The sequence below is a fragment of the Paenibacillus sp. Y916 genome, assembly GCF_056786435.1.
Map to the genome: position 1 here is coordinate 118,167 of NZ_JBXCJA010000004.1, position 16,181 is coordinate 134,347.

17 protein-coding genes and 1 riboswitch are annotated in these 16,181 nt (G+C 41.1%); of the genes, 4 read left to right on the forward strand and 13 right to left on the reverse strand.

The window, feature by feature from the left end; translation table 11 throughout:
- Positions 1–133 precede the first annotated feature (133 nt).
- A complete protein-coding gene (locus AC1TO9_RS11245; protein WP_482055546.1) occupies positions 134–496 on the reverse strand; it encodes a HesB/IscA family protein in 363 nt (120 codons plus the stop codon).
- A 178-nt stretch (positions 497–674) separates the two neighbouring features.
- Here AC1TO9_RS11245 and mqnE point away from each other — a divergent pair, with 178 nt between their 5' ends.
- A complete protein-coding gene (mqnE, locus tag AC1TO9_RS11250; protein WP_482059202.1) occupies positions 675–1,781 on the forward strand; it encodes an aminofutalosine synthase MqnE in 1,107 nt (368 codons plus the stop codon).
- A 43-nt stretch (positions 1,782–1,824) separates the two neighbouring features.
- A complete protein-coding gene (locus tag AC1TO9_RS11255; RefSeq protein WP_482055545.1) occupies positions 1,825–2,886 on the forward strand; it encodes an NAD(P)/FAD-dependent oxidoreductase in 1,062 nt (353 codons plus the stop codon).
- On the opposite strand, the gene AC1TO9_RS11260 is transcribed toward AC1TO9_RS11255, so the two are convergent.
- Positions 2,883–3,143, reverse strand: coding sequence for a YuzB family protein (locus AC1TO9_RS11260; protein ID WP_482059203.1), 261 nt, complete (start codon positions 3,141–3,143; stop codon positions 2,883–2,885). The two genes, AC1TO9_RS11255 and AC1TO9_RS11260, sit on opposite strands and share 4 nt — an antisense overlap.
- Before the next feature lie 81 nt (positions 3,144–3,224).
- On the opposite strand from AC1TO9_RS11260, the gene AC1TO9_RS11265 reads away from it, so the two are divergent.
- The gene (locus tag AC1TO9_RS11265) at positions 3,225–3,470 is read left to right on the forward strand and encodes a NifU family protein (RefSeq protein ID WP_438347211.1); all 246 of its coding nucleotides are present in this window, start codon (positions 3,225–3,227) and stop codon (positions 3,468–3,470) included.
- A gap of 91 nt (positions 3,471–3,561) precedes the next feature.
- Here the strand turns inward: AC1TO9_RS11265 and AC1TO9_RS11270 are convergent, their stop codons facing one another.
- The 7 genes from AC1TO9_RS11270 to AC1TO9_RS11300 all read right to left on the reverse strand — a co-directional run bounded on the left by AC1TO9_RS11270 (position 3,562) and on the right by AC1TO9_RS11300 (position 9,591).
- Positions 3,562–4,326, reverse strand: a complete 765-nt coding sequence (locus tag AC1TO9_RS11270) for an SDR family oxidoreductase (RefSeq protein ID WP_482059204.1) — start codon at positions 4,324–4,326, stop codon at positions 3,562–3,564.
- Positions 4,327–4,488: 162 nt separating this feature from the next.
- Positions 4,489–5,280: a MetQ/NlpA family ABC transporter substrate-binding protein gene (locus tag AC1TO9_RS11275; RefSeq protein ID WP_482059205.1), complete on the reverse strand. Its 792-nt coding sequence runs from the start codon at positions 5,278–5,280 to the stop codon at positions 4,489–4,491.
- Between the two features lie 86 nt (positions 5,281–5,366).
- Entirely contained in the window at positions 5,367–6,035 is a 669-nt protein-coding gene (locus tag AC1TO9_RS11280; protein ID WP_482059206.1) for a methionine ABC transporter permease, read from the reverse strand.
- Complete coding sequence (locus AC1TO9_RS11285; protein WP_482055540.1) at positions 6,035–7,057, reverse strand: methionine ABC transporter ATP-binding protein; 1,023 nt, start codon at positions 7,055–7,057, stop codon at positions 6,035–6,037. The genes AC1TO9_RS11280 and AC1TO9_RS11285 overlap by 1 nt, the downstream gene beginning before the upstream one ends.
- Positions 7,058–7,166: 109 nt before the next feature.
- Positions 7,167–7,311: riboswitch (SAM riboswitch) on the reverse strand.
- Positions 7,312–7,398: 87 nt separating this feature from the next.
- A complete protein-coding gene (locus tag AC1TO9_RS11290; protein ID WP_482055539.1) occupies positions 7,399–8,121 on the reverse strand; it encodes a Cthe_2314 family HEPN domain-containing protein in 723 nt (240 codons plus the stop codon).
- A gap of 67 nt (positions 8,122–8,188) precedes the next feature.
- Positions 8,189–9,106 (reverse strand): COX15/CtaA family protein, encoded by a 918-nt coding sequence (locus AC1TO9_RS11295; protein WP_482059207.1) that lies wholly within the window; start codon positions 9,104–9,106, stop codon positions 8,189–8,191.
- A 146-nt stretch (positions 9,107–9,252) separates the two neighbouring features.
- Entirely contained in the window at positions 9,253–9,591 is a 339-nt protein-coding gene (locus AC1TO9_RS11300; protein WP_482059208.1) for a thioredoxin family protein, read from the reverse strand.
- A 116-nt stretch (positions 9,592–9,707) separates the two neighbouring features.
- Between AC1TO9_RS11300 and AC1TO9_RS11305 the strand changes: the two genes are divergently transcribed.
- Positions 9,708–11,036 (forward strand): DUF2515 family protein, encoded by a 1,329-nt coding sequence (locus AC1TO9_RS11305; protein ID WP_482055536.1) that lies wholly within the window; start codon positions 9,708–9,710, stop codon positions 11,034–11,036.
- Between the two features lie 16 nt (positions 11,037–11,052).
- Here the strand turns inward: AC1TO9_RS11305 and AC1TO9_RS11310 are convergent, their stop codons facing one another.
- Genes AC1TO9_RS11310 through AC1TO9_RS11325 form a run of 4 tightly spaced genes read right to left on the reverse strand, consistent with a single transcriptional unit; the run spans position 11,053 to position 16,115 of the window.
- Positions 11,053–12,684 (reverse strand): putative polysaccharide biosynthesis protein, encoded by a 1,632-nt coding sequence (locus tag AC1TO9_RS11310; RefSeq protein WP_482055535.1) that lies wholly within the window; start codon positions 12,682–12,684, stop codon positions 11,053–11,055.
- Positions 12,685–12,744: 60 nt separating this feature from the next.
- Positions 12,745–13,230, reverse strand: a complete 486-nt coding sequence (locus AC1TO9_RS11315; RefSeq protein WP_482055534.1) for a DUF456 domain-containing protein — start codon at positions 13,228–13,230, stop codon at positions 12,745–12,747.
- Entirely contained in the window at positions 13,227–13,985 is a 759-nt protein-coding gene (locus tag AC1TO9_RS11320) for a Cof-type HAD-IIB family hydrolase (RefSeq protein ID WP_482055533.1), read from the reverse strand. The genes AC1TO9_RS11315 and AC1TO9_RS11320 overlap by 4 nt, the downstream gene beginning before the upstream one ends.
- A gap of 57 nt (positions 13,986–14,042) precedes the next feature.
- Positions 14,043–16,115 (reverse strand): peptidoglycan D,D-transpeptidase FtsI family protein, encoded by a 2,073-nt coding sequence (locus AC1TO9_RS11325; protein WP_482055532.1) that lies wholly within the window; start codon positions 16,113–16,115, stop codon positions 14,043–14,045.
- Between the last annotated feature and the right edge of the window lie 66 nt (positions 16,116–16,181).

Consider the following 16,181-nt stretch of genomic DNA (forward strand, 5'->3'; position numbering starts at 1 on the left):
AAACAGCAATTCTAGGGTTGTTACTACACAATATGAAGATCGCGGATTGTAATTTCTCTCCTGCAATCCTTAATCCACAGTAAACAATTAAAGAACTATTTTAAATATCTCCTCAAAACGCTCTATCCCCTTACTAACACTCGCCCTCAGGAGCAGGTTTCCCTGCATCCAACGCCGTACGGAAGCTTGAGCCACACCCACACGTAGCGGATGCATTCGGGTTATTGATGGTGAAACCACCTGTCATGCCGGATTCCTCGAAGTCGATTTCGAGTCCATCAAGATAGATCAAGCTTTCCTTGTCAACGACGATCTTCATATCATTAACATTCATATATATGTCATTCTCAGCCTCGTCATCATCAAATCCCATTGCATATGAGAAACCACTGCAACCACCAGCTTGCACGCCAAGTCTTAGGAACATATTCGGTGTTTCTTGTTCTGATAACATCACTTTCAGTCTATCTGTAGCTAGATCACTTATATTAATCATTATTTCAGCCTCCTTTTGAGTCATACATCAATTATACTTCACAACGCATTTACCCTCAAGTGAGTACAGACTAAATAGTTCTTCTCCGTCTACCTATTCATTTCTATTCATATTGCGACTACTTAAAGGTAGGTCTATAATAAGATAGTATGAATTCGATTGAACAGGGGGAATTATTGTGTCTACACTTACTACACCTAATACAGATCAACACATGGCTGCCATTATAGAAAAGGTACAATTAGGACAACGTTTAACGATTGAAGATGGTATTTATCTCTATCAAACAGATGATATATTGACCCTTGGACAACTTGCGAACCAAGTCAATCTTCGTAAGAATGGTAAAAAGGTGTATTTTATTGAGAATATGAGTCTTTACTTTACTAATGTATGTGAGTCCTATTGTGCCTTCTGTAACTTCCGTAAAGATCAAGGAGAAGAAGGATCTTATACCCTCTCAGGCGAAGAAATGGTTCAACACGTGAATCAGCATATTCATCCTGGTATCCGCGAGTTTCATATTGTTGGAGGTCATAATACCCATGTCCCTTTCCAATACTATGTGGACTCTTTACAAACCTTAACTGATCATTATCCTGACGTCACCTTAAAGGCATATACCGCAGCCGAGATCGAGTTCTTTACACGTATAAGCGGTCTTAGTACTACTGAGGTACTTCAGAAGCTTCAGCAAGCGGGTCTGAAGTCTCTAACAGGTGGCGGAGCTGAAATTCTATCCGATCAATATCGTCAAAAGATGAAGGTCGATAAAGCCAATGTTGAGCAGTATTTAGACGTCCATCGTTCAGCTCATCGATTGGGAATGAAGACACACACGACGATGTTATATGGCTCTATTGAAAGTCATGAAGATCGCATTAAACATATGGTTCAAATACGTGAACTTCAGGATGAAACGAACGGATTTATGGTATTCATTCCACTGTCCATGCAACCCAAGAATAGAAACGCTGGTATTATGCGACGTAATTCTGCCTATGAGGATCTCAAGACCATTGCCATTAGCCGATTAATGTTGGATAACATTGACCATATCAAAGCATACTTCATTAATATAGGGGCCCAATTGACTCAAATGGCCTTAAGCTTTGGCGCTTCTGACGTTCACGGTACAATCATAAATGAACGTATTAGTCATGCAGCTGGTGCTTTAACCCCAGAAGGATTGACACGCAAAGAATTAATCTGGCTTATTAAAGGTGCTGGACGAATTCCCGTTGAACGCGATACTTTCTATAACGAAATCCAAGTGTACGAATAATTATTCACCCATAATCTGAGTAGATAAAGGGGACGAGGCATTCATGAGGAAACTAGTTATTCTTGGTGGTGGATATGGTGGTCAAGCAATTATACAAGGTCTTATCAATCACCACCTACCTGATGATGTTGAAGTCATATTAATAGATCGAATGCCCTTTCAAGGACTTAAAACAGAATATTATGCCTTGGCTGCAGGTACCGCTGCAGATATTGATCTTCGGGTCCCTTTTCCCAAGCATCCGCAACTCAGAATCCAATATGGCGAAGTTACTTCCATTGATTTAGACAACAAAACTATCCATATAGCACACGCCGAGGACATTTCATATGAATATCTTGTCATAGCTCTTGGTAGCACAGATAGTTACCACGGAATTGAAGGTGCCGAGCAATATACAAATAGTATCCAATCGTTCTCCAATACCCGTAAAACTTATCGACAACTTAATGATCTCTCACCTTACGGTCGTGTGAACATTGTGGGAGGCGGTCTTAGCGGAGTTGAGTTAGCAGCCGAATTAAGAGAAAGTAGACCCGATCTGAATATTTCTATTCTTGACCGCCCAAGTCGTATTCTCTCTACTTTCCCCTCTAAGTTGTCTATTTATGTAGAACACTGGTTCAAAGTCCACCACGTAGATATTCGTTCCCTTATTTCAGTCGAGCGAGTGGAAGATGGTGTCATCTATAATGGTTCTGAAATCATTCATAGTGATGTAACGATATGGACTGCGGGTATTCAACCTGTCCAAATCGTACAAGATCTTCAAGTGGTCAAAGACCGCGGTGGGCGTATTATTCTAAATAGTTATTCCCAAATCGCTCAACACCCTGAAGTTTATGTTATTGGAGACTGTGCAAGCCTGCCATTCGCACCAAGCGCACAGGCCGCTGGTGCTCAAGCCGAGCAAGTCGCCGAGGTTATTCATTCGTTATGGCGTGGAGAAACTCCTAAATTACAACCCATTCGCTTAAAGGGCACTCTCGGCGCTCTCGGTAAAAAGGCTGGTTTCGGACTCATGGGTAAATCCTCTGTTATGGGGCGTGTTCCCCGTATATTAAAGAGTGGCGTTCTTTGGATGTCTAAACGGCACTTTGGTTAATCTAGATCCAGATCCAGCTCTTCCCATGCTTCAGCTTCTTTAATTTTTGCCATAATAGCAGTACGGAGTTCTTCCGCAGTCTCCGCTGACACAATTTCACCATCTACCATAGCATATGGCATCATATAACATTGGCCGCAATTCGTTAGACATCCATATTCAACAACGTCATAATCAAGGTTAAGCTCTAGCTCTGCCATGATTTTATCCGTACCAAAATGTAAATTATTCGTACAAAATTCAATAATCGGTCTCAATTGGTTCCACCTGCTTTACTTTCTGTTTTGTTTTTGTCTGCATTTGTACTATAATGAGTATATAGGAAGGAGTTGAACACTATGAGTGAAAACGCACAAAGCACCATGTATGATGAAGTATTGGATGTATTAGATAAACTTCGTCCGTTTCTTCAACGTGATGGCGGTGACGTAGAATTGGTCGACGTAGAAGATGGTATCGTAAAACTAAGATTGGTGGGGGCATGCGGCAGTTGTCCGAGCTCCACTATTACTTTGAAAGCTGGTATAGAACGTGCTCTCCTTGAAGAGGTTGATGACATTCAGGATGTAATCCAAGTATTCTAAACCAAATTTCTAAAGTAAGAAATCTTCATCATATTTAGAGAAAGTCTTGGTCTTCATTTATAGAAGAGACCAAGACTTTTTTTTATGCAATTTATACCCATGGTCTAATGGGATCAAGCCCACCCGTAATATCCATAATATTACCCGTTATGAAGTCGGAATCTTCCTGACACAAATATTGAATAACTCGGGCAATATCCTCACCACTACCAGGTCTTCCATTAGGAGTCTCTAGATCCACTATGTCTTCAACTTCTGCAATTGATTTCTCTTTATTCATTCCTCTAATATCTCCAGGACACACCATATTAACCGTAATTCCATAAGGAGCCTCTTCTACAGCTAATGTCTTGGTGAACGAAACCAACCCTGTCTTCGCTGCTGCATACACTGCCCGATGAGGCCATGCTCTCGCTTCACCTGCATGTCCGAAGCCAAAGTGGATAATTCTTCCCCATTTCTTCTTCCGCATAGCAGGAATAACCATATGATCAAGCAACATCGCACCAAGTAAATTTCCATGAATAAGAGCTATAATCTCCGCTTGGGTATACTCTAGAAATGAACGCCTTTCTCTTATAAAAGGACCCGCATTATTCACGATTATATCTGCACCACCGAATTGCGTGTTCACTTGATCTACCAATCTCTCGATCTGTTGGGGCTCAGCAATGTCAGCCCCAATAGCGATACATTGTACACCTTTGCGCTCAATAATGCTACGTAGTTCCTCTGCTTCATTCGCACTATGAACATAATTAAGGACGATATTGCAGCCTTGGTCCGCCAAGGTTAGTGCTGTTCTCTTACCTAGTCCCTTCGCACTTCCGGTAATCAGGGCTACTCTTCCATTCAAAGCTTTCCCTCCTCAAAGAGTGGTCATCCATTAATTATAGAAGATTTAATAGCCCTCTACAAATATAATCCCACAGAACTAAAAATCGTTCTGTGGGATTATAAGAAAATCACTATAAATTTGAGTTCAAAAGGTCTGGTTTTTAGCACATAAAAGTATCAATTAGAATGCTGGAAGCACGGCCCCTTTATACTCATCCTCAATAAATTTCTTCACATCGTCGGAAGTCAGTAGTTTCGCTAACTTCTGGATAGCTTCAGAATCTTTATTATCTGGACGAGCAACCAATATGTTCGCATATGGATTATCTTTACCTTCGATGATCAATGCATCATTCACAGGATCTAATCCAGCATCTAGTACGAAGTTCGTATTAATGATTGCAAGATCCACTTCTTCCAATTGACGTGGTAGAATAGCAGCATCATGTTCAGTAATTTTAAGATTCTTCGGGTTCTCTGTAATATCACTTATCTTCGCTTCCACTTTATCCGGATCACTTAGCGTGATTAGACCGTTATTAGCTAACAAACTAAGAGCGCGCCCTCCATTGGTAGCATCATTCGGAATTGCAACCTTAGCACCGTCTGGCAGATCATTGATTGATTTAATTGTACTAGAATATCCACCTAGAGGCTCAATGTGTACAGCTACGATGGATACTAGATCCATTGAGCGTTTCCCATTCTCACTATCAAGATACGGTTGGTGTTGGAAGAAGTTCGCATCCAATTGCTTCTCGAACAATTGAGTATTAGGTTGAACATAATCTGTGAATTCGATGATCTCTAACTTTACGCCATCTTTTTCTAATTCTGTTTGAATATGCTTTAGAATTTCGGCATGAGGTACAGAGCTTGCCCCAACTTTCAATGTATCTGATGATTTGTTACCACAAGCAGCCAATACAACAACTAGTGACAAACTAAGAAAAGCAAGTGACCATTTTTTCATTTGTAATTCCCCTTTTCTTTGATATGAATAATGTGATATATATGCGTCCGAATAGATATTCGGTTGATGCCATATGAATGAAATCCTTACTTTCGTGTAAAATGACGCACAAGACGATCGCCTGCCATTTGTAGACACTGAACAAGTATAACCATTAACAACACAGATATAATCATAACTTCCATTTCATAACGGTAATAGCCATATCGAATGGCCAGATCTCCAAGACCCCCTCCACCCACCATACCCGACATCGCCGTGTAGGAGACGAGAGTAACGATTGTAATCGTCATCGCTGCCAATAGACCTGGTCTAGCTTCCGGTAACAGTACACGCATAATAATCTGCCCTATCGAAGCACCCATTCCCTCTGCAGCCTCAATCACACCACGATCCACTTCACCAAGAGACGTCTCAACGAGTCTCGCAAAGAATGGAGCCGCTCCAACAACCAGTGGAGGGATCGTCCCTAATACCCCCATCGACACCCCAACAATCTGTCTTGTAATGGGAATCATAGCAACGATTAGAATGATAAAAGGTACCGAGCGTAATATATTCACAATGACCGAAAGGATTGAATATAAGAAATAGACTTTACGATCAGAAGATCGTCCCGCAAGATAGAGAATAATACCTAATGGAAGTCCAATAATAAATGTAAATACAGCGGACGCTCCTAACATTTTAAGTGTATCAATTATAGCTATTCCAATCTCATTCCATTCTACTTTAGAGAAATCTAATCCCCACATCAGCCTATCACCTCCACGTCAAGCCCTTGACTTACTAGCTTATCCATTGTTTTAGAAATATCAGCCGACTCACCTTCAAGTCGAACAATAAGTTGACCATAAGGGGTATCTTTCAGAGTAGATATCGTCCCTTGTAGGATGGCAAAATCTACTCCTGTCTCTCTCACTGTTCTTGAAAGAATAGATTCGTAGGTTTTCCCACCTAGAAAAGTAATCTTAGCAACTTGAGAAACTAGAGGGTATATAGAACTCATATTTACTGCTTGTTTAAGTAAGTCGCTATGATCCAAATCTCCCCGTGTAAAGTCACGTGTGATGTGATGTTGTGGGTTAAGAAATACATCTGACACTGTGCCCTGCTCTACAATACCGCCTTGATGAATAACAGCTACGCGATCACAAATACTCTGAATGACATGCATTTCATGCGTAATAAGTACGATCGTTAAGTTGAATCTCTTATTTATATCCAGCAATAGTTTCAAAATAGAGTTCGTTGTTTGCGGGTCCAATGCGGATGTTGCCTCATCACATAACAACACTTCTGGATCACTTGCCAATGCACGTGCTATACCTACACGCTGCTTCTGCCCACCAGATAGCTGTGCCGGATATTTATCACGATGATCTTCTAGACCAACAAGAGTAAGTAATTCATTCACTTTCGTCTCAATATTACTGTTAGATGTGTGAACAAGGCGCAATGGAAATGCAATATTGTCATAGACGGTCGCCGAAGAGAGCAGATTGAAATGTTGATAAATCATACCTATCTTACGACGCTCAGCCTGCAATTGCTTCGTTCTCAAAGAGGTCAGATTAACGCCATTCACCCATACTTCACCTGATGTTGGTCGTTCAAGCAAGTTAATACATCGTATAAGCGTACTTTTTCCCGCACCGGAATGACCGATAACCCCAAATATTTCTCCCTTTTCAACCGAAAGATCAAGTCCAGCTAATGCCGTCGTTACACGATTACCTTTGCCGTACTCCTTTGTTAATTGCTTTAATTCAATCAAGCTCAAGCCCTCCTCTCACGTTCGATGTGACAATAGTATAAATATCAAACAATATAAAAAGCCCATTTTTCAGAATGAAAAAGGGCGCTCTTTATGTAAAGACGATGCCTTCTCATCTGTCAGCGCCGATATAACACGGTTCTGAAGGATTTAGCACCATGACATTTGCAGATATTGAGGGACATTTATCCCTGTTCATACAAACCGGTTGCCGGGCTTCATCGGGCCTATCCCTCCGCCACTCTTGATAAGAAAAAACGTATGAAATTAATTGTTGTTATTATATGATCTTTCTGAAAGTTTGTCAAAATTATTTTTATTCCATAATGTCAAATAAACAATCAAGTCCTGATGGATTTATCTATCCATTGTTTGTTTGTATAAAGATAAACAGTGGAAAGCGTTCTACAGATCATATCTAGACCTTGCTTTAGTTCTAGCAAATGCATGTCCAGATCTTCTAGTGTAAGCTTATCATGAAGTCCATGATGTCGTTGCCATAGATCATCTTGCATTTCCATATTCATATAATGAATTTCTGAATTTCTTCGTTTTCTAAGAATTCTAAGCGGCTCACGGTATTCTTCCTTGATAGAAGTCAGCATCACCCCTAGTGAACTATGCTTCTTATTACGTGGAAATTGTCGTAACACCGTAAAGAAAGAATACTGAGACTTAACCTTTGCTGTTCGTAAATCATAAATTTCATTTAACACGGTACCTAGTTTATCTAGAAGAGCAAATACACGGATAAACCCGTTCTTATAGAAATAAACATACCGAGAGTACGCGAGTTGCTCATCTGAGGTCATATCATCCATATATCCAGCTGTTACAGATTTCCTGAAATAGAATGATACAGAGTAGCTTTGTTCCAACTCAGTCAAGGATGATATAAGACCACGAGTCCACACCTCTATTTTACGTAGGTTATGGGTTGGGTCCTTATAACGATTCATTTCTTGCTGTAGCAAGTGAGTCGCCTTCTTCATCGCAACATAAGCATTCTCCAATAAGGGATTACTTTCTTCCATTGACGTGTCTCCAAGTAATTCTCTCAGCATAGTAATACCCCCTATATACGGTATAGTCTGTCCATCGGATTGAAGATTTACGAATCACAGTTCGTCTCTACTTTCTTAATTGCCAGACTCTAACACTAAGATAACACAGTACACCAAATAAAGAGGACACGAGCAGATTATGAAGTAAAGCTGCAAATATATAGAGCTCAGCATTGCCCAAAGTGTAGATAAGCCCTGCACCACTTAATACTTGCATAAGACATAGAATGACAGCCGAAATACCCAACATCTGTAATTCTCGATTCCCGCGATTCCCGTGATATGCCAAATGTGCCAGCGTCGCGACCATAATAAATAAAAGTAACGCAGCTAGTCGATGAATAAAGGCGATCCCAACCCCACCCGACAGTTCCGGTATCCATTCTCCATTACAGAGTGGCCAGCCTGAGCATCCCCCAGACGAATCAGAATGACTGACATAAGCACCAATATATACAACAACGTAACAATATCCGGTCGTAATCCAGGTCATATTTTTGAAAGTTGAACTTACCCGCTGCATTCTAACAAAATCTAGGTCACCCTTCGATTTATGTACTCTACGTATACCTAGCGCGAGCATTAGCGCACTTGCAAAGGCGATTAATGAGAAGCCAAAGTGTAACGCTTTTACGGCAGAGGATTGATCATAAATGACTGTAAGAGCCCCCATAACAGCTTGAACCAATACGAATATTAGTGTCATCACAGCATACGCCCTTAAATCACGACGTCTGTTATATAACCAAAAAGCAATAACGACCGCCAAAGCTAATAAACCAGCTAGTCCACTCACCAATCGGTGTGAATACTCAATGAATGATTCAACCGTATGTGCCGGGACAAACTTACCGTGGCATAGCGGAAATTCTTGGCCGCATCCCAACCCTGATCCTGTTCTCGATACAACCGTACCACCGAAGGTCGCAAAAAACATTACGAAAAATGTTACATAACTAAGCCATTTTAATTGTTTCGTATTCAATATGTTCACCTGCTGATCTAATTATTTTTGCTTTTTTATTATAACCTATAATTGTATCCTACCATAGTTCCTTTGCGGAAATCCCATTCATAAATAGAAAAACACCACCCCTATCTTTTATAGAAGTGATGTAAATCTTTTGCTTACTATATCGTGTTATACACGTTTATGGCTGTTTGCAGAAACTGTTCAATTTCTTCACGTGATTTGCGAAGTTTATTTACAAAGCGAACGAGTTCCCTTCCGTCTGCGTACGCAACAAAACTTGGTATACCCATAATATTCTGTTCCTCGCTCACCGTTCCAACTTGATCTATATCGACTTCTATGAGCGTTAATTGTTGTGAGAACTTCTCCTCAACCTCACCAATAAACGGCTCAATATACTTACAATCAGAGCACCAATCTGCTTTGAATATGGCAACCGTTAAATTTGGAGATTGTATAGATGCGTCAAATCGTTCTTTTGAATTTACCTTTTCCATCCAATTCAACCCTTTCTACTCTTCTTTTTATATAAGTGAACCAAAATGGGGAGTGGAAGTCAAACTTTTGAGCCATACTGACCATAAAGACAGATCCTTAGAAAGGATGTTCAATTATGTCGAACAAGCATTCGAATACCCACTCATTCATCAATACGTTGAGCCTTGTAAGAACTCTTCCACAGCAAGCTACTGAGATGTTAAAGGGTAGATATGCCTGTTGGAAATTATCACGCCCATTTCACAAACATCGTAGGACCTTAGGATGGAACGAGGCAACTGCACAAATAATAAGAGATCAAGTAGACAGAGCACTAGACGACTTGAATCGCTACCGAGATAATCATATTCACTTGGACAAAGAACTTCATCGATCCTTAACGGATTTAGAACATCACATCATACATGAAATACAAATCGCTACAACTACCGCCAACCAAAGTAACATCACACGTACTCAAGCCTATCTTCATTGCTATGAGGCCTATCCTGAACTACATTGGGCCTTATTAGCCCACATGGTATCTCGCAATGCAGGTTGGAACATGAGCGACCTGAAAGGTGGCTTAATGGCCGATCTGACAGATTCATCTCTCAGAGATGACATCTACCGAATGTTAGAACGCTGCAATGCTCTTATTTTTCAAGATGCCTATCCTCAACTTCAACTCTACCTGCACAGTAGGCAACATGGTTGCAGCTTCTTCCATCTACTACCACATTTCCATGTATCTACGTTCATGGATTCCTTTTGGAATCATTTCTGGCTTGATCGGAACGGTGCGTTGCTCGCTGTAGGTTTAATTATTAATGAGCAACATTATATTGAGGATCGAGTCATTCAACAACCCTTTTTCCAGAAAAGGATCTTCCAGAGTTCAGCATATAAGATCAATCATCTAGCCCATGTGAATCAAATTCTCTTCCCTCTAGCCGAGATTAATCCTTCTAATAGCAAGGAGTGTGCTGATCCTAGCCCGTCTCCAGGACTCGTAGGTCTGGTATTAGAAAGTTTCAAAGATATCGAAGAACGAATCAATCTTGGCAAATCATTATATGGTCTTCTTTTCGGATACAGTGACGTCCTAGATCGAGTTACCTCATATGCAAACAGTATGATTCATCAGGGCTCAAGAAGCGAGTATTGGCCACATTTATTTACTACAGATAAAGAGACAGCTGTGAACTCCCCCTTAGAGAGCTCACAGCTGTTAGATCATGAATGGCTATCGTCAGGACAACGTATTTACAGTCCCGTTCTAAATGACGTGTGGTTCGATATGCCCTATGATCCCATTCCCCGATACGATTGGCTTAAAGACAAGAATATTACCCATTATATCTCCAAACCTTCGAGACCTATTCTAATTGAGATGAGTCACGATCACCGAGCCGCATTGCAAAAGGCAGCATTAGCACACGATATCATAAGAAACTTTAATTAATGTAAATCTTTCAGTGTTAACTATTCGCACGATTGCGAATACGCTTCGGTTGCAGAGTCATAAGTGGTGAGAATACCTTCTGTAACATGCGAGGGTAGCTGGTTAATTCATCTTGACGCAGTACCCCAAGTACAATAAGCAGAACCAAGTAAATAATAACGACAGCGACTCCTACAACTAAACAGGTGATTAGATAAGCTAATCTATCTGGCATGATATGTACAAGTTGGATTCCAGCTTGATTCAGTCCATACCCCGCTCCAGCTGACACAATAATCGTTATCATGAAGCTAACCCAGCGTTTCCCAAGGATCGTGAAAGGCACGATCACCTTAAGGAGTCTAAGGTTGAGAAGCGTAATTACTAAGAAACAAAGTCCCGTTGCTGCGATAATACCATAGATTCCAAAGAATGGAGCTAGAGCATAACTGGCTGCAAGCTTCACAACGACACCAATCATAACGTTGACCATCGACACTCTCGCTTTACTCACGCCGAGTAATATTGAGTTAGAAGTCATCATCGTGATCTGGAATATAGTTCCGAATGTAAGCAACATAATAATCCCACTACCATCTAAGTTACTAAACAACAGACCATTGACAGAATATGATGCCACACATAGTGCGATAACCATTGGCATTCCTGTTAGAATGGCAATTCTCATAGCTAATGTAATTTGTTGTTTGAGATAAGGCTGATCCCTGCGAGCAAATGCAGCTGATATGATTGGTATCAGTGATGTACTAAGGGCGATAGCTAGAATTGGAGGAATACCTGCTACTGGCTGTGCCCGACTTCCGAGAATAGCTAGAGCTTGAGTTGCGTAAGCATCTCCTGACTGCCCTATTAGCAAATCTTTAATAATAGAAGTATCAATAAAGTTCACAGCCGGAACAGCTAACGAGGTCAATACAATAGGTATCGATAATGTAAATATATCTTTATAAATACGCATCAGAGGAATCGACGAACCTTGACCCTCTTGAAGATGAAGTGTGCGATCCTGTTTACGTATTTTGATTGTGAAATATAACATAACCCCAAATGCACCAATACTACCGAACACTCCTCCGAACGATGCCCCGGCAGCAATCAAGCTATCATCGTAATCCATTCGTAGCAACACATATGCCAGTATGAGTGCCGTTCCTACTCTTGCAATTTGCTCCACAATTTGCGAGAGACCACCAGCCATCATATTGTTACGACCTTGGAAATAGCCACGCATCATAGCAATGGTAGGAAACAACAAGAGTGCAGGTGCCAAAGTACGAATAGCAAGGGTTGCTTCAGGTGTGTGCGTGCTGGCAGCGTAATACGGTGCACCCACGTACAGGAGAACCGTCATGAGAACCCCCATGACCGCAGAGAAGATTAAGGCCGCATGATAAATTCTCTGTGCCTCATGTGGTTTCTCCAATGCATAGCGCTCGGATACCATCTTGCTTAGTGTACTCGGGATTCCAGCAGTTGCTACTGTCAATAACATCAAATAAATGCTATTGGAAATCGTAAATGAAGCATTACCAATATCACCAAGCATATGTTCCAGTGGTACTCGCTGTGCCAAACCGAGAACACGTGCGATCAAGGCTGCCGCTGCTAGAATAAGTGTTCCTTTAACAAAAGATTCTTTCTTTACCAAACTCGTTCCCCTACTTTCTCACGACAAGACAGCTCCAATTGCGAGCATTACATCCGTTCATTAATACACGATGATCCAAATGAAGAAGATGATAACCATGGCAATTTGCAGGATGATCTTCATGACCATACTGCTAAATAGCCCTACTAATGAGCCAACGCCCACTTTTGCAGACTTCGATACATTTGAACCGGACAGAAGTTCACCGATAAATGCCCCTAGAAACGGGCCAATAATGAGACCGAAAGCTGGAATCACGAATGGACCAACAATGACTCCAATGGTGCTGAGAATGACTGATTTACGTGAGCCCCCAAACTTTTTAGTCCCCCACGCTCCTACAACATAATCAGCAACAAATAATACGACCACAATTAACGTCTGGATGATCCAGAACCATACTCCAAAAGAATCAAAATGAAAGAACCAACCATAGACAAAGAACGCTAAATAAATGGCGAGTGCACCCGGTAGAATAGGATATATCGCTCCAGCAAGTCCCACAATAAACAAAACAATAATCAAACTCCACCCGAGTATCGTCATTTACCGTTTAGCCCCTCAAAAATAATATTTTTGATTACTTCCACGATACCATCATCATTGTTGCTTGCTACGACAACATCTGCTTCATCCTGCACATGTTGCTGCGCATTCCCCATCGCTACTCCTAAGCCACATTGCTGAATAGCTGCCAAATCGTTCAAACTATCACCAACAGCGATTACTTCAGACATATCTATATGTAGTAACCTACATACTTCAGCAATACCAGTAGCCTTATTGACTCCTTTAGGATTAATTTCAAGGTTGAAAGGGGATGAGTTCGTTATCTCAAGACCATCCATGTCTTGTAGCTTCATAAGAATACGATGTCTAACATCATTATCCTCCGTATAGTAACCGAATTTCAGCCATTCACTATCTTCTAGTGGCTGCTTAATCCAATGTTCTTTGTTATATACGGTATCAACTGCGTATGCCCAGAACCAAGTATCCATCTCCATGGCGATCTCATGTAGCTCCTTGAGCCTTGGAACGTCAAGTAAAGAACGTCGATGAAGCTTATGTGGAGCACTCCAGACCTCACCCCCGTTAACTGTAACCATCGGGGTATCAAGGCCTAATTGTTCCGCATAAGGAAGGGCACTTGTGAAGGACCTCCCAGTTGATAGGCATACATGCACCCCATGTTCAGTCGCCTGTCTAATCCATTTCATCGTTTCTAATGAAATCTTCTCTTCGTCATTCAAAAGTGTACCGTCCATATCCAATGCCAGCAATTTATACTTTGTGTTCATGGCGCGCTCACTCCTGTCATAATATCCCAACATCTACCTTGTGCTATAGGATGTTCATTATTGTGGATTATCATCAACTGTAATATCTTTCTTTGGTTTAGGTATTCCATCTAATCCATAAACCTCATCATACGCATCAAATATTTTCCGTGCGATTGGAGCCGCACTATTCGATCCAAATCCGCCCTCAGGAATCATCACAGCGACAGCTAATACCGGATTTTCTCGTGGCGCATAAGCGATAAATACGCCGTTATCCACTGACTTAGGACCAACTGTCTGCGTTGATGTACCTGTCTTCCTAGCAAAGTCGTATGGAAAGTTATTGAAAGCGGACACGCTACTATTCATACCTTTCTTCACTACATTCCAATATGATTTATCGAAATTAACACCATTATTAACAACATTTAATACTTCCGGACCGAATTCTTGAACAATATTTCCATCACTATCGGTTATTTTACTAACGAGCTGTGGCTTTATGCGTTGACCTTCATTAGCGAGTGTTGCTGTAAATTGGGCAAGCTGTAGCGTTGTATACTTCCCACCTTGACCGAATGATGCATATGCCATAGCAGACTGGGTACTTCCCGCCGCCTTCACATCAACATACTCACGCCACCCTCTGTATTCACCAGGCAGACCACTGCCCGTCACAACGCCAAGTCCGAACTCCTTCATGTATCTATCCCATTCATCGATGGCGTCCGCTCCATACTTATTAGTGAGAGGTTTACCCACCATATCGACCATAAAGGCATTCGAGGATTTCTCTATCGCTCTCGCTGGATCCATAGCACCATAGACAGTTCCACCTGAGTTTTGAACTCGTGCCTGATGCCCTACTTTACCGAAATAGGCTGCACCTTTATCATAATACGTATAGTTTCTTGAGAAGAAACCTTCATTTAATCCAATTAACACAGAAAGAGGTTTAATCGTGGAGCCCAAAAGGACAACAGATTCAGGATGAGTTCCTTTTTTACCAGGATTAAAAGAACGAATCGTTCCATTCTGATAAATATATTCTACCTTGCCAGACCAATCTTCTGATGAAATGTTACCCGAACTCCACACATTTGTATCATAGTCCGGCATACTTGCCATAGCTACGACATTACCCGTCTTCACTTCCATAGCTACCGCGAAGCCAGTGGTCGCATCCTTATGAAGTTTCCCAGATACAGGATTCTTATGTAACCAATCTAATTGGTCCATAATCGCTTGCTCAGTCTTCACTTGAATCTCCTTATTAATCGTTGACCATACATCATGTCCTTTTTCCGGAGGTACTATCTCGTCGATACCTTCAGGCATATTACGTGGATCAACCGGTATCTTCAGATAACCGTTCTTACCTCGAAGTTCATCTTGATACATCAATTCTAAGCCATCAAACCCAACGAACTCGGATTCTCCATACATGAGTCCCGGGTCAGTCTGTGTACCGTTTCTCATCTCTTCATTAATATTTTGATATTTGTCTAACGTTTTAGATCTTTTGAAATCCTTGATGTAGCCAATCGTTTGAACAGCGACGGTGTCCAGATCATATTGTCGAACGTTCTCCTCAATAACGCTTATTCCTGGGAATTCCGTCTTATGTTCCATGAAATAAGCGATCTCTTTATCATTAAGTCCCATCTTAATACGTCTAGGAATAAATCCGAAATACAATTTATTATTCAAATCCATCGCTGTTAGAACGTCTTCTTTCGTTAAGTTCCCACCATCAGCATCTTTAAACTCCGCGAATGCTGCTGCAATCCCCTCAGCCAGCTTCTCTATTTCCGGATAATTATCTCGTTTCTCCCCATCTGGTTTATCACTATAATTACTCTGTAAAGTAATATATAAAGATTGAACCGGTTTAGAATACGCCAACTTTATACCCGTGGCATCTCGAATACTTCCGCGTGCCGGGGCGATAGGCACATTCTTCACATCTCTACTTGTTTCTTCCCCTTTTAACGTAGGTCCTTCCACAAATTGTAATATAGCTAGCCGTATAATAATGACGCAAAATATAAGAAATGTGCTGAAGAAAAACAAATTAATCCTCAAGTTAAAACTATTCTTATGTTTGGGCGATTCTTCCTGTACCCGATCCGGCACGTAATCACTCACCGGCTCACCCTCCTTTAACTTTAGCCTACTTAAAAGTTGTTCAATTTTACGAAAAATGTCTTTCTT